Source organism: Clostridium sp. LBM24168, assembly GCF_052953915.1.
Genome location: NZ_CP196861.1, coordinates 1,949,366 through 1,971,643, shown reverse-complemented (window position 1 = coordinate 1,971,643; position 22,278 = coordinate 1,949,366). Strand labels below are relative to the sequence as shown.

Genomic DNA, 22,278 nt, shown 5'->3' with positions numbered 1-22,278 from the left:
AAGTTCCGGGTAAATTATTGTCCTTAAATTATGCGTTAGCATTTTGAAAAGTATTAGTATGAATAAATAATTTAAGATAATTACTTATTAAATCAAAAAATAAGTGCGATAGCACTCTGGCTATCTTCTTCATATTCTGAACTGCTGCTGTAAGCAAGCATTGCTCAGAAACTTTTTTAATTCCACGGAAACGAGCATAACGCAGTCCATGGAGATTTTTGGAATCTGCAAAGCTGCGCTCAATTTTTTGTTTTCTTCTATTATATATACTTTTTCCTTTTTCTGTTTTAGTAAATTTGAAGACTTCGTCTTTATAATCTTCCCAAACATGTCGTCTTATAGTTCTAAAAACTGCTTTTTCAGAAGTTAAACACTTATTTTTGTATTTACAGTATCTACAATTATCAGGATTGCTAACATACTCTTTATAACCTTGACGATTGGTTGTCTTATATTTCAAAAGATATTTATTTTGACAAACATAACCATCAAGTTCTTTAACATATTGAAATCTATTCTTGGTAAATTTACCTTTAACGTGAGGTCCTAAACGGAAGCCTAAAACGGCTTTATAACTTTTTTGAGAAAGTGCTTTACAAATTGGATTAGTAGAATAACCAGCATCAGCAACTACATACTTTGTATGAAAATTAAACTTTTTTATCTGAGTTTCCAATCTATCGATATAAGGATCTACATCATTAATATTTCCAGGAGTTACATAAACATCAGTTATTATATTATATTTACCATCAACTGTTCTATGATCCAAATAGAAAAAACCTTTAGGTTTACCATCTCTAACCATATAGCCACTTTCGGGATCTGTAGAACTTACTTTTATTTGTTTAGATTCAGATATTTTTTCTTTTTTTTTAAGAGGATTCTTCCCATGCTCTATTCTATCTTCATTAACATCTAGTTCCAGCTGGTCGAAATAGTCTTTAGTAGATCTTGTAACTAATTCTTTAGTAAATTTATTTTTATTGGCGTTAGCCTTAAGATGAGTTGAATCTGTATATAATATTTTTCCATTTACTAATTTCTTATCTATAGCCTGAAGTACTATATTATCAAATATTTCTTGATATATATTTGTATCTTTAAATCTTTTTATCCTATTTTGACTAATAGTTGAATGACTCGGAATCTTATCTGTAAGACTGTATCCAAGGAACCATCTATAAGCTACATTAACTTCAATATCTTTAACAAGCTGACGTTCGGACCGAATACCGAATAGGTATCCAATAAAAAGTATTTTAAATAGTACAACAGGATCAACAGATGGTCTCCCATTATCAGGACAATAAAAGTCTTTCGTTAAATCTTTTATAAAAGAGAAATCAATATATTTATCTATCTTTCTAAGTATATGGTCTTTTGGTACTAAGTTTTCTATATAAACTATTTCTAACTCATTTTGTTTATTTGAATTATTTGTAAGCATTATTTACCTCCTAAGAGAGCCCTTTCGGGCAAGTTTATTATATATATTCTAAATACATATAACAAAATCCTTTTTTGAACTAAAAAAAGCCCTTTCGGACTAAAAAATTTATTAGGCTGTTGACAAAATATGTTTATCAACAGCCTGATACAATATACTTATTGTACATTTTTTTCAAGACTGTTTATATATTATGTAAATGTATACGTTTAAATTATAGATAATTATAAAGCTATATCTATAAATTTATTATATTTTTATGCATTAGATTATAAAATGTACATATTGGCTCTTGATATTTGCGGCTATAACTGCTTTGATTTTTTCTTGACTATAATATATAATCATGCTTATAAGATGAATATATAAATTCCTAAAGGAGGATTTGCATGTCTTTGCTCGTAAAAAATATCATAGAGTTAAATTTACTTGAAGGAGCAAGAATTGTAGCCGGAGAAAAGGGAATTAATAATGAAATTTCCTGGGTCAACGTGATGGAGATACTGGATGCACTTGATTCACTTCAAAAAGGAGAACTATTAGTGACCACAGGATATAGAATTGATGATGAAAATTTATACAGAGACCTGGTTGTAAAGCTTAACAGCAAAGGAATATCTGGAATTGCAATACAAACAGGGTACTATATAAATAAAATTCCGCAGTATATTAAGGAGTCAGCTGACAAGTATAATTTTCCTGTAATTGAACTTCCACCAAACCTTACTTTTTCACATATTACCCATGTGTTAATGGAAAATATAAATTTACAATTGAATTTGAACAATGATTCTGACTTCATGAGTCTGAGAAATAAATTGAGCAGAATTATAAACGATGGTTCAGGTAATTACATATATGAAATGATGGAGTCTGGATTGAAACCGAATATATATTTTTTCCTGTTATCCGTATCCTATACCGATAACAGCGAAATAGCCAATAATATAATATTAAAGAGTGTTGATAAGATAAAGTCGTATTTTACAGGAATAGAAAGTGATGTACATGTAGAACGTGCAGGAAAAAAATTTTATTCATAGTGTCTCTGGATGACGATATGCCTCTGCAGAATGTAATACTTGATATTTCAAAAATATTGACATATCTGTCAGAAGAATTCCAGATGAGTTTTCTTATGGGTGCAAGTTACCTGAAAAGTATAGATAATATTTTTTCGGCCTTTAATGAGGCACTTGCAAGTGAAGAAACTCTAAAAAAAATTGGTGCGAAAAAAGGAATTTGTTCCTTCTCTGACATAGAACTTTTCAAATTGTTTGAGATAATGCATTACAGCAACTATTCAATTAAATTTGCTTACGACACCTTAAAACCAATTATAGATTATGACATGATCCATAATGGCTCATATCTTGAAACATTAAGACTGTATCTTGCAAATGAATGCAATATAACAAGCACCTCGAGTAAACTTTTTATACACAGGCATACTCTTAAAAATAGATTGAATAAGATAAATGAATTGTGCGGTGTAGATTTCAAAAATTATTATTCCAGAATTAAATTTTCCATGGCTATCTTTATATATGATTATTTTATAATGTAAATGGGTCTTTTAAACTGGAAGTTTTTTCTGTATAATTAGTGTATTAAAGATAATAAAAGGTGGGATATTAAATGCCAGATAAGAATTTAGTTGTAGGATTTATAGGAACTGGAGTAATGGGTAACAGTATGGCTTCCAATCTTCTAAAGGGAGGTTGTAATCTTCTAGTATATAACAGAACCAGGTCAAAAGCTGATAACCTTGTTAGAAGTGGTGCCAGTTGGAAAAACACGGTAACGGATCTGGCAAAGGAAGCAGATGTTGTAATTTCAATAGTCGGTTATCCTAAAGATGTTGAAGAAATCTACTTCGGGAAATATGGAATAATAGAAAATGTAAAAAGAGGAAGCATTGTAATAGATATGACAACATCAAGACCATCTCTTGCGAAGAAAATCTACGAGGCTGCAAAAGCCAGAGGAGTATATGCATTAGATGCTCCCGTATCAGGAGGAGATGTAGGTGCAAGAGATGGGTCACTTTCCATAATGGTAGGCGGTGACAGGGATGTATTTGAAAAAGCCACCCCACTGTTTGGGCTTATGGGGAAAAATGTAGTATGGCAGGGAAAGGCCGGTTCCGGTCAGCATACAAAAATGTGTAACCAGATAGCCATAGCTGCAAATATGATGGGAGTATGTGAAGCTATGGCATATGCTAAAAAATCAGGACTTAATCCTGAGACCGTACTCAAAAGTATAGAAGTTGGAGGGGCCAGCAGCTGGTCATTGAGTAATCTTGCCCCAAGGATGATAAAAGGTGATTTTGAGCCTGGATTTTATGTAAAACATTTTGTAAAAGATATGAATATAGCTTTAAGTGAGGCAAAGGCCATGAACTTGGATACTCCTGCACTTAAACTTTCAAAATCACTATATGATAAACTTCTACAAGAGAATAAAGGTGATTGCGGAACACAGGTTCTCTATGAACTATTGAATAAATAGTGCGGTATGTTATATATAAAAGAATCTGTTAATAGGGGTGATTATGGTGTTTAAAACAATTTGCAGATCAGGTATAATCTGTGCAGTATTTTTATTTCTTTTTATTGGACAAACTGTTTATGCCGAGGACAATTATAAAGTGTGGAATGATGGGAGCACTTCTGCCGTAAATGCAAATAAAGTATGGACTGTAACTTTTAATAAAAATGTGGACATAAATACTGTGAAAGATTCAATAAAGGTATATGAAAGTGACAGTAATGACAGTATCCCTGTTAATATTTCAAGAGATACTGATGATAAATTGAAGGTATCTCCAGAACAACCCTATGAAGAAGGAAAGAAGTATGTTCTTGATATAAACAACAATTTAAAGGATACAAATGGAAATAATCTCGCCCAGCCTGTAAAATATAATTTTAAGATAATACACAAAGCGGTTGGAAACATAAATATAACAGTAATTGACAATTATACTGAATATTACAATACTGTAAAAAAGGCAGTAATGAATTATGATCCTCAACTGGTGCTTGATATAGAAAATTATAATGAAAATACCTACAATCTGGATGTAATAGATAAAATAATGAAGGATTCACCTGACCTGAGGGCATGGTATGAAAGAGCATCTGGCACTATTGAGCGGGAAAATGACAGTTCAGTGAAAATGACGATAAACTTTAAATACGATGGTACAAAAAATGAACTTATACAAAAAAATAATGAGGTGAATAGAGAAGTTAAAAGAATAGTGAGTAGTGTAACTAATTCTGGAATGAAAGACTATGAGAAGGAACTGGCACTTCATGATTATGTTGTAAACAATGCAAAATATGATGAAAGGGCTGATGTTGATATAAACAGTATGCCGGAGGATTCATATACTGCCTATGGTATTCTAGTAAAGGGTACTGGAGTTTGCCAGGGTTATGCCGATGCCATGTACAGACTCCTTAATGAGGCAGGAATAGAAAATACAATGGTAATAGGTGAGGCCAACAATGGCACGGGATGGATTGGACACGCATGGAATATAGTAAAAATACAGGGTAAATATTATCAACTGGATACTACTTGGGATGATCCTGTATCATATAATGGATCAAATATACTTTCACATTCCTACTTCAATGTGACTGACTCGAGACTTTCAAGAGATCACAGATGGGATAAAAATCAATATCCTTTATGTAGCAGTACGGATTACAATTATGCTAGAATTATGCTATCGTATAGTAAGGCTGCAGCTTAGCATAAAACTCGAGCTGTTTAAGTAGCTCGAGTTTTATTTTTAGCTGTTCTGTGACATTTTTTTTGACTTTTCTGTACACACATTTACTGCACTCATAACAGCAGCTCTGAAATTGTCTTTTTCAAGAGAATATACTGCATCAATTGTAGTTCCACCGGGAGAGCATACATTGTCTTTCAATTCTCCAGGATGAAGTCCCGTTTCAAGTACCATCTTTGCAGATCCAAGCACTGCCTGGGCAGCAAATTTATAAGCACTTTTCCTTGGAATACCATGGAGTACAGCTGCATCTGCCATTGCCTCTATAAACATATATACGTATGCAGGTGAAGATCCACTTACTCCGGTTACAGCATCCATGAGTTTCTCATCTATTATTTCAGATTTACCACAGCTGTTGAATATATCTATGATCTTACTTTTATCATTGTCATTTAGATTATCATCAAAACAAAGTGCGGTCATTGCTTCCTTGACAAGTGCAGGAGTGTTTGGCATAGCTCTTGCTATTTTTACATTGCCATTAAAAAGGGATTTTGTCCTGCTTATGGATATTCCGGCAGCAATTGTAGTGATTATTGTATGGGGGTCTATGAAATCTCTTATTTCAGCTATTACTTCCTCATATTTGTTCGGCTTTACCGCCAGTATGATTATTTCTGAATTTTTTGCTACTTCCAGGTTGTCTTTAGTTGTTGTAATATTATATTTCTGTTTTGCAGTTATAAGTTTTTGTTCTGATGGATTGCTTGCAATTATTTGCTCAGGTGCTATTGTGCCTGAATTTACAACCCCACCCATAATTGCCTGTGACATGTTTCCGCAGCCTATTAAACCAAGTTTCTTGTTCATTTGTCAACACTCCTTGAAAACTGGTGAATTTCTATGATATAATTTTTTTAAATATGTTATAACTATGATTAATTATACATCAAAATTTAAGCTAGGTGGAAATACTATTATGAAAAATAGAAAAGAATATTTAAAAAATATAAACAGAGTAGTAATTAAAGTTGGAAGTTCAACTTTAACTTATAAAAGTGGGCTTTTGAATTTATACATGATAGAACATCTTGTAAGGCAGATTGCAGATATTCACAACATGGGAATGGAGGTAGTACTTGTTACTTCCGCAGCAATAGGCGCAGGCATTGGAAAGCTTGGATTGAGTAGAAAACCGGACAGTATTCCTGAAAGTCAGGCAGCAGCTGCTGTTGGGCAGGGACTTTTGATGAATACCTATGAGAAGTTTTTTTCAGAATATGGAAAGACAATAGCACAGATACTTATTACAAAAGAGGACATGACTCAGAAACACAGACTCTCAAATGCAAAAAATACTTTTTTTGAATTATTGAGCAGAGGAGTCATACCAATAGTAAATGAAAATGATGCAGTAATTGTGGATGAAATAAAATTCGGTGACAATGACACATTGTCTGCCATGGTTTCATCTCTTATAGGTGCGGATCTTCTGATCCTGCTCTCGGATGTAGATGGATTGTACAGTGGAAATCCCCGGGAAAATCCCGAAGCCGTTTTGATAAGTGAAGTATTTGATATAACGGAGAAAATAGAAAAATGTGCAGGTGGTGCAGGCAGCAAATTCGGGACGGGTGGAATGACTACTAAAATAAAAGCTGCAAAAATTGCTACCTCGAATGGAGTATCCATGGTAATTGCAAAAGGAGAAACGAAGGATATAATTAGAAGCATTATATCTTTTGATAATGTGGGGACTCTATTTGTTGCCAGAAATGGGCAGCTATAATTTAAGGGAAAGGTGATTTTGTTATGGATATAAAACAATATGTCATTGAAAAAGCCAGACTTGCCAGAGAAGCCTCAAAAAAACTTTCTTATGAGAAAACGGAAGTAAAAAACAGGGCACTTGTAAATATGGGTGAGGCTATACTGAAAAATAAAAGTTATATAATAGACGAGAATAAAAAAGATGTGGAAAATGCCAGAAATAAGGGAATTTCAAAAGCATTGATAGATAGATTGCTGTTGAATGACAAAAGGATAGAGGATATGGCAAAAACTTTAAAAGATACTGCGGAACTTCCAGATCCTGTAGGAGAGGTAACCAGGATGTGGAAGAGACCAAATGGACTCAATATAGGAAAAATGAAGGTTCCACTTGGAGTTATAGGTATAATTTATGAAGCTAGACCTAATGTGACTGTAGATGCTGCAGCCCTTTGCATTAAATCCGGCAATTCGGTTATATTAAAGGGCGGCAGCGAGGCAATAAAATCGAATATCGCAATATATGATATAATATCCAGAGCCTGTTATGAGGCAGGGATTGAAAAAGGGGCAATACAATTTATAGACATCAAGGACAGAGAGTCCGTAAATATAATGATGAAGTTGAATGAATATATAGATGTTCTGATACCTAGGGGTGGAGCAGGACTTATAAGAAATGTAGTCAGAAATTCTACTGTTCCGGTAATAGAAACAGGACTTGGAAATTGCCATGTATATGTAGATGAATCTGCAGATTTTAAAATGGCAGAGGACATAATCGTGAATGCAAAAACACAGAGACCGGGAGTTTGTAATGCCATGGAAACACTTCTGGTTAATGAGAATATAGCGGAGAATTTTCTTCCTCATCTATGTGCTGTACTAAAAAATTTAGGAGTTGAGATAAGAGGATGTGACATTACAAGTAGAATTGTAGAAGGAATAGTTCCTGCATCTGAAGAGGACTGGGGAACAGAGTATCTCGATTTGATTCTGGCTGTAAAAGTGGTTTCAACTATAGATGAAGCTATAGATCACATATATAAATATGGTACAGGTCATTCAGAAGTTATTGTAACTAATAATTATACAAATTCGCAAAAGTTTTTGAAAGAAATAGATGCAGCGGCAGTATATGTAAATGCCTCATCCAGATTCACAGATGGAGGGCAGTTCGGCTTTGGCGGTGAGATAGGAATAAGCACTCAGAAGCTTCATGCAAGGGGACCTATGGGAGTCAATGAACTGACTACATCAAAATATATAATTTATGGAAATGGACAGATAAGAAAATAAATACGAAATATGATGGAGCTTTTTATGAGCTCCATTTCTTTTTCCTCCATATGGGATTATATGAATAATAAATCTATATTGATAAATAATAATAACTTATCATAATATTTACATTTTTATGGATTTATAATATATACTTTAAAATTTTGATAATTTATTATATAATCAGTTGTAAAAAACAAATTTATACATGTGAGATAATTTAATTATATGAATAATATTATTTATATGGAAAGATGGAGGAAATTGATGAAAAGTATCAAGACAAAGATAATTTTGACCACATCTTTAATTAGCATAGTTGGTTTGCTGGTAGTATCAATTATAACTTATTGCATAACATACAGGGCGGTAATGGATAAATCAAAAGATGTGATGATTGTGTCGTCTGACAAATATGCGGAGAAAATAAATGGTTGGCTTGATAGCCATGGAAAAACAGTAGATGAAATAACAAATTCCATAGAAAACATGAATACACTGGACAAGGGGAAGATTGTACCTTATCTTCAAAAAGAGGTAAAAAGCAATCCTGATGTTCTCGATGTCTATATAGGTACTTCAGGAAAAGCGGTGCTGAGTGGTTCGGGATGGGTACCGCCTTCTGATTATGATTGTACCCAGAGAGACTGGTATAAGGAAGCTTTTAATAAAAAAGGTCTGATATTTACGGAGCCATATGTGGATGCAGATACAAAACAGATTGTAGTAACCATAGCAAAACCTGTAGTTATCAACAATAAGACAGTAGGGGTATTGGGCTACGATATGAATGTTGGAACTATTACTGGTATACTTGAAAAGGCGAAGCCTATAGACAATAGCTATGGATTTTTAGTAGATCATAGTGGAAACTTTGTGGTACATAAATATAAAGAATTTAAGCCCACTTCAGATGAACTTAAAAAAGTAAACAAGGTTATGGACGGACGATTTTCACAGATACTTACAAAAAGCCTGGTTAAACTGAAGGATTATGATGGCCAGGAAAAATATTTTACCACATCTAAGATACCCTGCAGCAACTGGACTGTAGGCTTTGCAGTACCTGTAAGTGAAGTCACAAAATCTGTAAAAGAGCTTATAATTTGTATATTGGTAATAGTAGTGCTTGTACTTATGGCAAGCATATTCATTTCAATACATGTTGGAAAGAAAATAGGTAAGCCTATACTTGAATTATCTGATATGGCAGATGAGATGGCGCATTTTAACATGAGCTATGATGAAAACAGATATAATTATCTTACCAGATACAAAGATGAAATAGGCAGGCTTTCAAATTCCTTTAAAATCATGCAGATGGAGATTGTAGGACTTGTTAAGGAAATACGGGAAAATTCAACATATATAAATGAATCCAGTGTGGATCTTTCAAAGACGGCGGAGGATCTTTCGTTGAAATCAGAAAAAATGAATACAGCCATGGAAAACATAGCAGCAGGAGTCAAGGAAACAAGTGCATCTTCTGCAGAAGCAACGGCATCCATGCAGGAGGTGGATTCCAGTATAAATGAGCTTTCGCAGAAGTCAATGGACGGAAGCAATATAGCCAGCAAATTAAAGGACAGGTCTATTGATATACGGTCTAAAAGTAAAGCTTCAATAGAAAAAATAAGGAATGTATATGGAGAAAAGGAGAAGAAAATTATTGAATCCATTGAGAGTACAAAAATAGTAGAAAGTATAGGTGACATGGCAGATACTATTGCAAATATATCTGAACAGACAAATCTTCTTGCACTTAATGCGGCTATTGAAGCAGAAAGGGCGGGGGAACACGGAAGAGGTTTCAAGGTTGTTGCTGAGGAAATTAGGAAACTTGCAGAACAGACAAAATCCTCCGTTTCAGAGATCAAGGAAAAAATTTCCAGGGTGGAGGATGCCTTTAAGATTAGCAATGATAATAGCAAGGATATGGTGGAGTTTATAAATGAAAGTGTGATCCCACAGCTGGAGGGATTTATGGATACAGGCAACAAATATTATGAGGATTCGGACTTCATTAGTAGGATGTCCGAGGAAATAGCCTCAATGTCCGAAGAATTGAATACTATAGTTGATGAAGTAAGCAACTCTATGGACAATGTATCACAAAATATGCAGAGATCTGCTGGAAGTATGGATGATATAAAGAAAAACATAGAGGAAACATCAAATGCAGTAAATGTTATAAAATCTACCTCCAGCAGTCAGTTGGAACTTTCAAACAAACTTAGAAGGGCTGTTGAAAAGTTTACAATTTGATTTTAAAAGTCAACATGAGATATGAAGGGACGCATCAAATGCTATATAATGCGTCCTTTTCCGGTTACATGATCTATGGACATTTTTATGACGTTGGTTTTTGATACTGCTCTATCTATATATTCCATGCCCTCTTTTTTAAAAGACGTTGAGTATTTGTCCACAAGAGCATTTAGTATGTCCTTCTTTACTTTTTCGGAATTTATTATAAATGCATGCCCAAATATAATCACACTTTTGTATTTTGTAGTAAATTTACCAGGTATTATTTCTGTATTCCCAACTATGCAGAAACTTACCCTGTCATTGAATTTTATATTCTGGAGCTTGTTTCCCTCAAATGCACAGTGAAAATATATGGAGTTATTAAAGTATACGTAATTCAGAGGTACGGCATAAGGATAATTGTTCTCGCCAATGGTTGCAAGTACACCGTATTCACCGTGTTTTAATATTTCCTGAATATCACTTTCTTCCAAAGTCCTTTCTGATCTTCTCATTTTACTAAACATATTGTTGTATTCACTTCCCATCTTTTAGTATAGATAATTACAAATTAAATTTTACCATATTTTCATTTTTACTTCACTGCGGTTATGATAAAATAATAATGCAGGCCTTTTGTGGTATAATCATAAAACTAAATAGAAAAGAGGTTTTAGTACATGAAGTTGAAAAATATTGTAGGCAGGTTATTGCTGGTGTTTATGGCTCTAACTGTAATGATACCTTTATATCAGAATAAAGTTTACGCAGATTCCTATAAGGTAGTTACATTGGGAGGGGACCTTACAGACAGCCAAAAGGAGGATATGCTTAAGTATTTTGGAGTAAATAGACAGGATGCAGATGTCATAGAAGTTCACATTGACGAAGAGAGAAAGTATTTAAGTGATGTGGCAAGCAGTGACCAAATTGGGACAAAGTCCATATCCTGTGCCTATGTAGAGCCAACTACAAGTGGAGGTTTGAATGTTTCAACAAATAATATATCATGGGTAAGCAGCAGTATGATAAAAAATGCTTTAATTACGGCAGGTGTAAAAAATGCAAATGTCAAAGCGGCTGCACCTTTTAATGTATCAGGCACCGCAGCACTTACAGGAATTTTAAAAGGATATGAGAACAGTAGTGCAGGTAAAAAAATCGATGAAGACAAGAAAAAAGTTGCAAATGACGAGCTTATGACTACAGGAGAAATCGGGGATAAGATAGGCAAAGACAAGGCAGCCGGACTAATTAATGATATAAAGACACAGGTTGTAAAAGAAAAACCAAAGAGTTCAGAGGACATGAAGCAAATAGTTCAAAATGTAACCAATAACTACAATGTTAACTTGAGTTCAGAGGACATGGATAAAATAATTTCACTTATGAACAAGATAAATGGTCTCAATTTGAATTTTGGTGATATAAAAGGACAGCTTGGGGATGTAGCAGACCAGCTTAAAGGTACTTTGTCCAGTCCTGAGGCTCAGGGATTTTTTGCTAAAATTATAGAAGCAATCAGAAACTTTTTCTCTAGCTTGTTTTAAAGTGTATAGATAAAAAAATATACTGCCATGTGCAGTATATTTTTTAGTGCCTAATTTACTACGTTTACAGGATTGCCATTGATAAATGATTCTATATTGTCAGTCAAAAGTTCAATGAGTCTCTGCCTGGATTCAATACATTTGCAACCTATATGGGGAGTAAGTATAACATTTTTCATGGAAAAAAGAGGGCTTTTTGTATCAAGGGGTTCAACTTCCTGGACATCCAGAGCCGCGCCTGCAATCTGACCGTTTTGTAGAGCCTCTATTAAGTCGGGCTCATTTATTATAGGTCCTCTTGCAGTATTTATTATAAAGGCAGAGGGCTTCATGAGTTTTAATTTATTTTTGTCTATTAAGTGTCTCGTACTGTCTGTAAGAGGGCAGTGTATAGTAACGAAGTCACTTTTTTTAAGAAGTTCTTCCAAATCCACAAATTTTACATTTTTAATTGGTTTTATACTCCTGTTGTAGACTAATACATTCATATCGAGATTCAGGGCTGTCTTTATTACGCGCTGGCCTATGGAACCGGCACCTATTACACCCAGGGTCTTGCCTTTTATTTCGAAGTGGGGAACTTGAAGATCTTTGGTAAAATTGTCAAAATTGTTTTGTTTTATCATGACCTGTTGAAGGGCAAGGGATGAACTTAAATTCAGCATGAAAGTAATTGCAAGTTGTGCAACTGCATCAGTACTGTAGCCCGGCACATTGCATACTGTTATGTTTTTCCCTTTTGTGGATTTTATGTCTATATTGTTGTAACCAGTTCCAGCTTCACATATGAGTTCTACTGAAGATGGAAATCTGGAGATAAGGTTTTCACCAAGGGGAAGTTCTTTGGTAACAACTATATTTTGTCCCTTTACTTTTTCCAGAATCTCATCTTCACTGCTTGTATCATACTTTGTAACTTTAGTAAATCTGTTCAATCCGGAAAAATCAATTTTGTTGTCAAAATTCAGTTTTTTGGAATTCAAGAACACTGTATTTTTCATGATATACCTCCTAGTATTTATATTTTAATTTAAGTATAGCCTCCATAAAAAGCAATGTCAAAATATCTAGATAGTGTTATTATGATAATAATGAATATCAAATTTGAAAGGGGATGTTTATAATGAAAAGCTTAATAATTTATACATCTACGGAGCATAAGAATACTGAAAAAATTGCAAGGGAGATAGGTGCTGGATTGAAAGCCGATGTAATTGAAGCCGAAGAGGCAGATATAGGTAAATTGAATCAATATCAATTGGTTGGATTTGGATCAGGAATATTTTATGGTAAATTTCACAAGAATATTTTAAAATTAATTGACGAAATGCCGCGATATGAAAAAAAGAAGGCATTCATATTCTCTACAAGTGGACAGGGAAAAGTGGAATATAATGATTCCCTTAAGAAAAAACTCGATGAACATGGATTTGATATTATTGGAAGCTTTGCTTCAAAAGGCTTTGACACCTATGGTCCCTTTAAATTAATAGGAGGAATAGCTAAGGGAAGACCAAATGAAGATGACTTGAAGGCAGCAAAAGAATTTGCAGCTAAATTAATTAAGGAATTGGGGGAATAAATTTGGGAGTTGAAAACTATAAAATAGAAACTTTTATTCCGGAAGAATATGTCGATAGGCTGAGAGAGAGTCTAAACGCAGTAGGAGCACTGAGTATAGGTGGAAATTATGACAGCTGTATTTCTGTTTCAAAAGTGACAGGATACTGGAGGCCCCTTGAAGGAGCTAATCCTTTTGAAGGTGAAATTGGAAAGGTGAGCATGGAGGAAGAGTGTAAGGTTGAATTTTGCTGTAAAAGTGATCTTGCGAAAAAGGCAGTGGAAACCATAAAACGGGTTCATCCATATGAAGAACCTGTTATAAATATACTGCCTTTGTTGACAATAGCTAATTTATAAGTATACAATATAGGTGAATCTTTAGTTATAGATATTCTGTTTCTGAGGAATAAGTAAAAATCTATGCCAGATTGCAAAGAATTATCTGAGCAAAATGCTGATAGAACATATTTATGACAAAAATGTATTTGGGGAAAAGGTAGTCTTTGTATATTTGTTATATATTTGACAACCTGCCTGCTGTTTAATACGGATTTTGTGTGAATTGGTTAAACTTTCAGCATTTATTTAGAGAGTTTAATTTTTTTTTATTGGGAGGAAATCAATGAAGATGGATGAAAAATATCTCAACCCTAATTTTAAGGATTTTATCGATGATGATAAAATCTGGGAACAGTTAAATCAGGCAAAGAATCCGGAAAAAAGTGAAATAAGGGCAATATTTGACAAGGCCAGAAGCAAGGTGAGACTTGAACCGGAAGAGACAGCGAAATTACTTCAAATAGAAGATAATGATCTGCTTGAAGAGATGTTTGCACTTGCAAGGCAGATAAAGGAAGAAGTATATGGCAAGAGGATAGTTTTTTTTGCACCGCTGTATGTTGGTAACAAATGTATAAACAATTGTCTCTATTGTGGATTCAGAAGGGACAACGGTGCAATAGAGAGAAAAACTCTTACCATGGACGAGCTTAGAAGTGAAGTAGAAGTACTTGAAAAGGCGGGACATAAGAGATTAATACTTGTATATGGTGAACATCCAATGTATGATGCAGATTTTATAGCCAAAACTATAAAAACTGTTTATGACACAAAAGTCGGAAGAGGAGAAATAAGAAGAGTCAATATAAATGCTGCACCTATGGATGTGGAAGGATATAGGAAACTCCATGAAGCCGGAATAGGAACATTCCAGATATTTCAGGAGACCTATCATCATGATACTTATAGAAAACTTCATCCACACGGAGATGTAAAGGCAAATTATGACTGGAGGCTTTACGGACTTGACAGAGCTATGGAGGCAGGAATTGATGATCTGGGCATAGGTGCATTGTTTGGACTGTATGACTGGAAATTTGAAGTCATGGGACTCTTGTATCATACAATTCATTTTGAACACATGTTTGGTGGGGTTGGTCCACATACTATATCTTTTCCAAGGATAGAACCTGCACTTGATGTGCCATTTACACTGGATCCAAAGTACAGGGTATCTGATAATGACTTCAAGAAGTTAGTTGCAATTCTGAGACTTTCAGTACCATATACCGGAATGATTTTAACAGCAAGGGAAAGTACGAAAGTAAGGGAGGAAGTATTGCCGCTTGGAGTATCGCAGATCGATGCAGGATCAAGAATTGCAATTGGAGGATATACCCAGTATGATAAAGGATTGATACCTGAGAAGGAACAGTTTCAGTTGGGAGATATGAGGAGCCTTGATGACGCTGTCCAGGATGTATGCAGGCAGGGATGTATTCCTTCATTTTGTACGGCAGATTATAGATGTGGAAGGACAGGATCCCACTTTATGAGTATAGCGAAAAAATCTTTAATTCACAATTATTGTATTCCAAATGCCATATTTACTTTTAAAGAATATCTTCTGGATTATGCATCTCCTGCCACGAGAAGTGCAGGAGAGAAGGTTATAAATCAGACTATAGGGGAATTTGATGAAGTAAAACAAAATATAATAAAGAAGAAATTGCAGCTCATTGTAGATGGACAAAGGGATGTGTATATATAGAGTGGATTTTAAAGAATTTATAGCACGTAATCTTGAAGAAATACTGGAACATGGGAATATAAAAGAGATGTTTAAGCTTCTCTGCAAAAATACGGCGGAGTTTTATAGTGGAACCCAGATAATATTTTCAGAAAAATTTATGAAGAGGATTGCCTATGTGACAGGAGCCGGAGAGGAAACATTTATGCCCCAGGAAAAGATTGAGTTAGATGACAGATATGTAATATTCCTACAGGGATTTGAAAATGTATCCCGGTATGAAAAAGATACACTGATATCTATTTTTAAAATAGCTGTAGCATATTCAAGGTGCTCAGGTGAAAATAGTTAGTAAAATAGAGATTTTATGTATAATTAAGGAGAGACAGAATAAAATCTGTCTCTCTTAGCAGCGTATAGGATTATAAAGTATAAAAAGATACGAAAATACATCAAAAAAAGTAAATTTATGTTGGATTTTCTTCATAATTAGGGCTTTTAGTTAGATTTTCTATGAATATCACCACTTTTCTCTTATCTTTTTCATTTAATCTTCGGTACGTCTTTATAAGATTTATTTCCAGGTTTGTTAATTTAACATCGATAATAATACCTTCAGGAATTTTGACAAACATGTTTCCGACGCCATCTATAAGCCATTTCTGTGAAATGCCATATGTATTTTCTATATTTATTAATGCTCTGCTGGATGGCTTGTATCGACCTTTTATCCAGTCAGTTACATTTCCTGGAGAATATTTTATAGATAGAGCAAAATCTTTTTTTGTAGTGTTGAAGTACTTTAGAACATGCTCCAACCTTTCACCTAAAGTATGCATTGAACAGATACCTCCTTTACATTTACTGATTTCAGTATTATAATTACACTAAGATATGGTATTATATCATAATTTTAACACACTTCTAATTTAAAATATAAGTATAGCACAACTATTTCAACACTATAAATTAGCAGTACACTTTTAAAATAATTGTTGATTTATAAAGTTAGGGGGGTGATATTATCAGAAGTAAAAGAAAAACAACTTTATTTGGCATTAAAGTAAAAAAGAGGCTCATAGACCTCAATATGACTCAAAGGGAGTTATCCAGTGAAATAGGGGTAAATGAAAATTATCTTACAGATATTTTAAATGGAAGACGTTCTGGGAAAAAGTACAGGAATCTAATTGTAGAAAGATTAAATATTGATAGCAGTAGCAATTCAGAGGACAGCTTTTAGGATATTATTGTAATCGTTGCATCATTCATATTTGTAGTTAGCATGTCTAGAGTACATACAAATTAGGTTTGCATAGTCTCAACTATATATAATAATATACCTTCTATATACTTTAGAAGGTTTTTTAATAGTTGGATATTGACTATGGTAAATTGACAGGATCATAAATATTTGTTATATTTGATTAAAACAACAATATAATAAGTTATAGGTAACAAAGTTATAAATTACTTTGGATTAAAAGGGAAGCCAGGTGAAAATCCTGCACGGTCCCGCCGCTGTAAAAGAAGAGCCTTTATTAAAATACCACTGGGAAACCGGGAAGGTTATGGAGGCAATGATGCTTAAGTCAGAATACCTGCCTATGATAATGCACAATTAACTCTACGATGTATAGGGGGTGTCTGGAATGTATTTTTATAATTTCTGGTACTTTTTATCCTCTTGACTATTGGGTTAAGAGGATTTTTTGCGTTTGACAAAAATTTAAAGGGGGTGGATTATGGGGAAAATTGTTATTTTTAAATGGAGACACAATTACACCCGCAGTAGTAGACTGCATCATCATGGTGAAGGGTTTCCAATAGACTTTTATGCTTATAATTCCAAAATGAAGGAATGGAACTCTACTTTCAAGGTACTTTTTTCTATTTTGACATTGGTGCTCTGTGTTTCGTTGGACAACCAATATGTATCGGCTGCTGTCATTATTGCAATGGCTTATCTGACAGTTGTAAAAGGGGGGCTTCCAATATATGAGTATCTCTCGATATTGACCATTCCCATTGCTTTTATTATACTTGGGACTTTCCCAATTGCCATTGATTTTTCAAGGCAGCCAATAGGACAATATAACCTGTATCTTGGTTTCTGCTATGCATTTACCTCCCGGGAAAAACTCAAGGAAGTGCTTTTTTTAATCCTGAAGGTATTTGCATCTGTTAGTGCCCTGCAGCTGATGGCGTTGTCTACTCCGTCTTCCGAGATCATCTATGTATTTAAAAAGGCGCATGTGCCGAAGATTATTGTAGAATTGATGAATATCATCTATCGTTACATTTTCATTTTGATGGAAGTTTATACTAATATGAAGAACTCTGCTAAATCACGTGAAGGATATTATGATTTTAAGACTTCCTGTGCCACCTTCGGAGGTATTGTAAGCAATATATTGATTGTTTCCCTTAAAAAAGCAGAAGCCTATTATGATGCAATGGAAGCCAGATGCTATGACGGGGAGCTTGTATTTTGGAGGGAGGATAAAAGTGCAGATATAAAGCATATTGTCGCAGCGGTATTATTCATATTTTTTTTGATTTTGCTTTGGGCTTTTACATAATAGAAAGGGGCAGCTATGAAAGAAATAATATTGAAGGTTGAAAATCTATGCTACACTTATGGAAATGGAAATCATGCGTTAAATGGAATAGATGTAGATATTCATGAAGGTGAAAAAATTGCCGTCATTGGATCAAATGGATCGGGTAAATCCACATTTTTTTTGAATGTAAATGGAGTCCTTACTGCAGAACATGGGAAAATTATTTATCGAGATACAATTATAGATAGAAAGAATTTAAAAGAGCTCCGAAAAAATATTGGGATTGTATTTCAGGATGCAGACAATCAAATTATAGCATCCACAGTTATGGCGGAAGTTGGATTTGGACCTATGAATTTAAGGCTTCCTCAAGAAGAGGTAAAAAGACGTGTTGAAGAAGCACTAAAATATATGAATATTTCGAATTTAAAAAATCGTCCCCCCCATTATCTGAGCGGCGGTGAAAAGAAGCGTGTTACAATTGCAGACATAATAGCTATGGAATCAGAAATTATCATATTTGATGAACCAACGGCAGCACTGGATCCTCTAAATACAATGATGCTGGAGGAAGTTCTGGCAAAACTTTCTGAAGAAGGAAAGACGATGCTGATTTCCACTCATGACGTGGATTTCGCATATAGATGGGCTGAAAGAATACTTGTATTTTTTAAAGGAAAGATCATCGCAGATGGAACACCACTGGAAATTTTCAAAAACATGGAGGTATTAGAAAGGGCAAATCTAAAGCAGCCGACAATGCTTGAGGTATATGAACTGCTTGTAGAGAAACGTATCCTGGAAGATAAGAAAGATTATCCTAAAAATACACTCGAGTTAAAAAAAATACTTGAAAAAAAGGGAGGAAAATAGAATGAATCTGAAAGAAAAGAAAATTGTTGCGATTACAGCAGTCTTTGCGCTGGTTTTTGGAATAACTCCGGCGGCAAATGCAATGCACATTATGGAAGGATATCTTCCGCCGAAATTCTGTATTATATGGGCTGTTATATGTATTCCATTTTTAGTATCAGGTTATTTTTCAATCAAGAAAACACTGTCTGAAAGCCGCAAATCCATTACTATACTCGCAATGGTAGGTGCATTTATTTTTATAGTTTCGTCTTTGAAGATTCCATCAGTAACAGGAAGCTGTTCCCATATGACGGGTACGGGACTTGGTGCAATATTATTTGGGCCTACCACAGTAGGAATTTTAGGTATTATTGTATTGATTTTTCAGGCAATACTGCTTGCCCACGGTGGATTGACCACTCTTGGTGCTAATACGTTTTCCATGGCTATTGCAGGGCCACTGCTATCCTATGCAATTTATAAATTGTGTCAAAAGTTGAATGTGAATAAACATGTAGGTATTTTTCTTGCAGCGGCAATTGGAGATCTATTTACATATTGTGTAACCAGTTTTCAGCTTGCACTTGCATATCCGTCTTCAAATGGTGGAATACCGGCATCAGCAGTTAAGTTTCTCGCAGTATTTGCACCTACACAGGTTCCTCTGGCGATTATTGAAGGTATTTTGACTGTTGTCATAGTCATGTGCCTTGAAGTATATGCAAAATCTGAGCTGACAGGTATTGGATTCCTAAAAGGAGGGAAAAATTAATGGATAAAAAAACGAAAAAAAAGATTATAATCCTACTGCTTATTGTTGCATTAATTGCCCTTGTGCCGCTCTTTACACTAAAAGGTGCTGAATTTGGAGGCTCCGATGATGCAGGAAGTCAGGTGGTTTCACAGATCAAAGGCAGCGAATATAAACCCTGGGCCACTCCTGTCATGGAAAAGTGGATTGGTGGAGAACTGCCTGGGGAAATTGAAAGCTTGCTATTTTGTGTGCAGACAGGAATAGGCGTGGGTGTTCTTTTCTTTTTCCTGGGAAGATTTGTGGAGAGAAATAAAAAGGAAAATAACAGATATACAAAGTAGATTTGCATAATTTTCATTATATATATATAATAATTTTGAAGTTTAAACTTTACTATATTACCTTCTATGTATTTTTAGAAGGTTTTTTTAATAGTTGCGATTGTGCAGTGAACAATTTTGGAGGGAAAAATATGGAGCATATGAATGCAGATGGTGAAGTCTATGACGTTAATTCTCTGACTTCCCTTGAAAAGCTGGAACCAATCAGGGTAAGACCTGGAATGTATATAGGATCGACAGGGAGTAAGGGGCTTCATCATTGTATATGGGAAATTTTAGATAATTCTATAGATGAGATTTCAAATGGCTTTGGGAATTGTGCAGCAGTTGTTTTGAATAAGGATGGAAGTGTAACTGTAGAGGATAACGGTAGGGGAATTCCTACAGGAGTCCATCCTGTGAAGAAAAAGACAGGGGTTGAGATGGTATTTACGGAGCTTCATACGGGAGGTAAATTCAACAACAACGTATATAAGACTTCAGGAGGTCTTCATGGAGTTGGAGCTGCTGTTGTAAATGCCTTGTCCAGATGGATGGAGGTTGAGGTCAAACAAAATGAATACCTCTATAGGCAGAGATTTGAATATGCCTATGACAGGTCACTTAAAAAGAATATGCCAGGGACTCCTGTGAGCGGACTTGAAGTGATTGGAGCTTCAAAATCTACAGGGACTAGGGTTACATTTATGCCTGATGACAGAATTTTTTCCACAGTTGATTTTAAACTGGATATAATAGATCAAAGGTTGAGAGAGCTTGCATTTCAAAATAAGGGAATAACTTTGAAACTTGTTGATAACAGGTCACATGAGCCGGTTATAAGAGAATATCATTCCAGCAGGGGACTTCTTGATTTTATAGATTACTTGAATGAAAGTAAAACTCCGATTCACAAGGAACCCATACTATTTGAAGGAGAAAGGCAGATAAATGGAATAAGCATGCAGGGAGAAGTGTGCGTTCAGTTTACCGATTCAACTACGTATAATATAGCAAGTTATGTAAACAATATCCCAACCACGGAGGCGGGAACTCATGAAAGTGGTTTCAAAAATGGAATGACCAGGGCATTTAAAGATTGCGGGAAAAAATTGAATTTATATAAAGATGGGGATTTTGAGGGCGACGACCTGCGTGAGGGAATGACAGCCATAATTAAGGTGAAGATAAGTAATCCTGTATTTGAAGGGCAGACAAAGACAAAACTAGGAAATACAGAAGCTTATACAATTATGAATGATCTTTCATATACTGAATTTTCAAAGTGGATAGAGGACAATAAGGATATGGCCTCTGCAATAATAAACAATGCACTTCAGTCTGCGGCGAGAAGGGAAAAGATAAAGAAAATAAATGATGCGGAGAAAAAGAAAATAGGCAAAGGAGCCGCCCCTCTTGCGGGGAAAATTGCAGTTTGTACGTTGAGAGATGCCTCAAATTGTGAATTCATAGTGGTTGAAGGTGATTCCGCCGGTGGATCTGCAAAACAGGCAAGAGACAGGAGATTCCAGACGATAATGCCTTCCAAAGGAAAGATAATGAACACCGAAAAGCAAAATCTGGAAAATGTGATTGGCAGTGAAGAACTTAAAATATTCAATGCCGCTATAGGTACGGGTATACTTGAAAATTATAATGAAAAAGATTTAAAATACGATAAGATAATAATACTGAGCGATGCTGATGTAGACGGCTATCATATAAGAACCTTGTGGATGACTTATATATACAGATATATGAGACAGCTTATTTCAAACGGGCATCTTTATATAGCTCTTCCTCCCCTCTATAAAGTGTACAAGGAGAGTAAAACGAAGCATATTATAAAGTATGCCTATAGCGACGAGCAGCTTTTGGATGCAAAAAAGGAAGTGGGCTCTGGTGCACTTATTCAGAGATATAAGGGACTTGGCGAGATGAATCCGGATCAGCTTTGGGAGACAACTTTAAATCCGGAAAGCAGGACACTTCAGCAGATAACCATAGATGATGCTGCAAAAGCGGAAAAAATGGTTTCACTTCTTATGGGAGATGTAGTAGCACCGAGAAAAAAATACATGTATAAATATGCACAATTTTAAAATAGTATATTCATTAATTGTAAATTGAGAAAAGATTGC

The 22,278-nt window shown here is 34.7% G+C and carries 23 protein-coding genes and 1 riboswitch; of the genes, 18 read left to right on the top strand and 5 right to left on the bottom strand.

What is annotated here, in order from left to right:
- Nucleotides 1–28 precede the first annotated feature (28 nt).
- Entirely contained in the window at nt 29–1,450 is a 1,422-nt protein-coding gene (locus ACSVC9_RS09715; RefSeq protein ID WP_446897293.1) for an IS1182 family transposase, read from the bottom strand.
- Nucleotides 1,451–1,839: 389 nt separating this feature from the next.
- Between ACSVC9_RS09715 and ACSVC9_RS09710 the strand changes: the two genes are divergently transcribed.
- The 4 genes from ACSVC9_RS09710 to ACSVC9_RS09695 all read left to right on the top strand — a co-directional run bounded on the left by ACSVC9_RS09710 (nt 1,840) and on the right by ACSVC9_RS09695 (nt 5,219).
- Nucleotides 1,840–2,493: a PucR family transcriptional regulator ligand-binding domain-containing protein gene (locus ACSVC9_RS09710; RefSeq protein ID WP_446897292.1), complete on the top strand. Its 654-nt coding sequence runs from the start codon at nt 1,840–1,842 to the stop codon at nt 2,491–2,493.
- Nucleotides 2,493–3,017 (top strand): PucR family transcriptional regulator, encoded by a 525-nt coding sequence (locus ACSVC9_RS09705; protein WP_446897291.1) that lies wholly within the window; start codon nt 2,493–2,495, stop codon nt 3,015–3,017. Before ACSVC9_RS09710 ends, ACSVC9_RS09705 begins: the two co-directional genes overlap by 1 nt.
- 71 nt (nt 3,018–3,088) lie before the next feature.
- Entirely contained in the window at nt 3,089–3,964 is an 876-nt protein-coding gene (locus tag ACSVC9_RS09700) for an NAD(P)-dependent oxidoreductase (protein WP_446897290.1), read from the top strand.
- Nucleotides 3,965–4,010: 46 nt separating this feature from the next.
- Nucleotides 4,011–5,219 (top strand): transglutaminase domain-containing protein, encoded by a 1,209-nt coding sequence (locus ACSVC9_RS09695; RefSeq protein WP_446897289.1) that lies wholly within the window; start codon nt 4,011–4,013, stop codon nt 5,217–5,219.
- Nucleotides 5,220–5,258: 39 nt separating this feature from the next.
- Here the strand turns inward: ACSVC9_RS09695 and proC are convergent, their stop codons facing one another.
- Nucleotides 5,259–6,071: a pyrroline-5-carboxylate reductase gene (gene proC / locus ACSVC9_RS09690; protein ID WP_446897288.1), complete on the bottom strand. Its 813-nt coding sequence runs from the start codon at nt 6,069–6,071 to the stop codon at nt 5,259–5,261.
- A gap of 109 nt (nt 6,072–6,180) precedes the next feature.
- Here proC and proB point away from each other — a divergent pair, with 109 nt between their 5' ends.
- The 3 genes from proB to ACSVC9_RS09675 all read left to right on the top strand — a co-directional run bounded on the left by proB (nt 6,181) and on the right by ACSVC9_RS09675 (nt 10,517).
- On the top strand, nt 6,181–6,990 hold the full coding sequence (gene proB, locus ACSVC9_RS09685; protein ID WP_446897287.1) for a glutamate 5-kinase: 810 nt from the start codon (nt 6,181–6,183) through the stop codon (nt 6,988–6,990).
- A 23-nt stretch (nt 6,991–7,013) separates the two neighbouring features.
- On the top strand, nt 7,014–8,270 hold the full coding sequence (locus ACSVC9_RS09680; RefSeq protein ID WP_446897286.1) for a glutamate-5-semialdehyde dehydrogenase: 1,257 nt from the start codon (nt 7,014–7,016) through the stop codon (nt 8,268–8,270).
- A gap of 249 nt (nt 8,271–8,519) precedes the next feature.
- Nucleotides 8,520–10,517, top strand: coding sequence for a methyl-accepting chemotaxis protein (locus ACSVC9_RS09675; RefSeq protein WP_446897285.1), 1,998 nt, complete (start codon nt 8,520–8,522; stop codon nt 10,515–10,517).
- Nucleotides 10,518–10,558: 41 nt separating this feature from the next.
- Here the strand turns inward: ACSVC9_RS09675 and ACSVC9_RS09670 are convergent, their stop codons facing one another.
- Nucleotides 10,559–11,017 carry a pyridoxamine 5'-phosphate oxidase family protein gene (locus ACSVC9_RS09670; protein ID WP_446897284.1) on the bottom strand — a complete coding sequence of 153 codons (459 nt, stop codon included), beginning with the start codon at nt 11,015–11,017 and terminating at the stop codon, nt 10,559–10,561.
- A gap of 165 nt (nt 11,018–11,182) precedes the next feature.
- On the opposite strand from ACSVC9_RS09670, the gene ACSVC9_RS09665 reads away from it, so the two are divergent.
- The gene (locus ACSVC9_RS09665) at nt 11,183–12,052 is read left to right on the top strand and encodes a DUF1002 domain-containing protein (RefSeq protein WP_446897283.1); all 870 of its coding nucleotides are present in this window, start codon (nt 11,183–11,185) and stop codon (nt 12,050–12,052) included.
- 50 nt (nt 12,053–12,102) lie between these two features.
- Here the strand turns inward: ACSVC9_RS09665 and ACSVC9_RS09660 are convergent, their stop codons facing one another.
- On the bottom strand, nt 12,103–13,053 hold the full coding sequence (locus tag ACSVC9_RS09660) for an NAD(P)-dependent oxidoreductase (protein ID WP_446897282.1): 951 nt from the start codon (nt 13,051–13,053) through the stop codon (nt 12,103–12,105).
- 122 nt (nt 13,054–13,175) lie between these two features.
- Here ACSVC9_RS09660 and ACSVC9_RS09655 point away from each other — a divergent pair, with 122 nt between their 5' ends.
- From ACSVC9_RS09655 to ACSVC9_RS09640, 4 genes are all read left to right on the top strand, one after another.
- On the top strand, nt 13,176–13,634 hold the full coding sequence (locus tag ACSVC9_RS09655; RefSeq protein ID WP_446897281.1) for a flavodoxin family protein: 459 nt from the start codon (nt 13,176–13,178) through the stop codon (nt 13,632–13,634).
- Nucleotides 13,635–13,636: 2 nt separating this feature from the next.
- Nucleotides 13,637–13,972: a cytochrome C biogenesis protein gene (locus tag ACSVC9_RS09650; protein ID WP_446897280.1), complete on the top strand. Its 336-nt coding sequence runs from the start codon at nt 13,637–13,639 to the stop codon at nt 13,970–13,972.
- 265 nt (nt 13,973–14,237) lie between these two features.
- On the top strand, nt 14,238–15,665 hold the full coding sequence (gene hydG / locus ACSVC9_RS09645; RefSeq protein ID WP_446897279.1) for a [FeFe] hydrogenase H-cluster radical SAM maturase HydG: 1,428 nt from the start codon (nt 14,238–14,240) through the stop codon (nt 15,663–15,665).
- Nucleotides 15,652–15,996, top strand: a complete 345-nt coding sequence (locus ACSVC9_RS09640; RefSeq protein ID WP_446897278.1) for a hypothetical protein — start codon at nt 15,652–15,654, stop codon at nt 15,994–15,996. Before hydG ends, ACSVC9_RS09640 begins: the two co-directional genes overlap by 14 nt.
- A gap of 115 nt (nt 15,997–16,111) precedes the next feature.
- Here the strand turns inward: ACSVC9_RS09640 and ACSVC9_RS09635 are convergent, their stop codons facing one another.
- A complete protein-coding gene (locus ACSVC9_RS09635; RefSeq protein ID WP_446897277.1) occupies nt 16,112–16,483 on the bottom strand; it encodes a helix-turn-helix domain-containing protein in 372 nt (123 codons plus the stop codon).
- Nucleotides 16,484–16,734: 251 nt separating this feature from the next.
- Here ACSVC9_RS09635 and ACSVC9_RS09630 point away from each other — a divergent pair, with 251 nt between their 5' ends.
- The 6 genes from ACSVC9_RS09630 (at nt 16,735) to ACSVC9_RS09605 (ending at nt 22,239) form a co-directional block, all read left to right on the top strand.
- The gene (locus ACSVC9_RS09630) at nt 16,735–16,887 is read left to right on the top strand and encodes an XRE family transcriptional regulator (RefSeq protein ID WP_446897276.1); all 153 of its coding nucleotides are present in this window, start codon (nt 16,735–16,737) and stop codon (nt 16,885–16,887) included.
- 192 nt (nt 16,888–17,079) lie between these two features.
- Nucleotides 17,080–17,267: riboswitch (cobalamin riboswitch) on the top strand.
- A gap of 122 nt (nt 17,268–17,389) precedes the next feature.
- Nucleotides 17,390–18,226: a cobalt ECF transporter T component CbiQ gene (cbiQ, locus tag ACSVC9_RS09625; protein ID WP_446897275.1), complete on the top strand. Its 837-nt coding sequence runs from the start codon at nt 17,390–17,392 to the stop codon at nt 18,224–18,226.
- A 15-nt stretch (nt 18,227–18,241) separates the two neighbouring features.
- A complete protein-coding gene (locus ACSVC9_RS09620; RefSeq protein ID WP_446897274.1) occupies nt 18,242–19,081 on the top strand; it encodes an energy-coupling factor ABC transporter ATP-binding protein in 840 nt (279 codons plus the stop codon).
- Nucleotide 19,082: 1 nt separating this feature from the next.
- On the top strand, nt 19,083–19,835 hold the full coding sequence (locus tag ACSVC9_RS09615; RefSeq protein WP_446897273.1) for an energy-coupling factor ABC transporter permease: 753 nt from the start codon (nt 19,083–19,085) through the stop codon (nt 19,833–19,835).
- Entirely contained in the window at nt 19,835–20,158 is a 324-nt protein-coding gene (locus ACSVC9_RS09610) for an energy-coupling factor ABC transporter substrate-binding protein (RefSeq protein WP_446897272.1), read from the top strand. Before ACSVC9_RS09615 ends, ACSVC9_RS09610 begins: the two co-directional genes overlap by 1 nt.
- Before the next feature lie 140 nt (nt 20,159–20,298).
- Nucleotides 20,299–22,239 (top strand): DNA gyrase/topoisomerase IV subunit B, encoded by a 1,941-nt coding sequence (locus tag ACSVC9_RS09605; RefSeq protein WP_446899839.1) that lies wholly within the window; start codon nt 20,299–20,301, stop codon nt 22,237–22,239.
- The last annotated feature ends 39 nt before the right edge of the window (nt 22,240–22,278 follow it).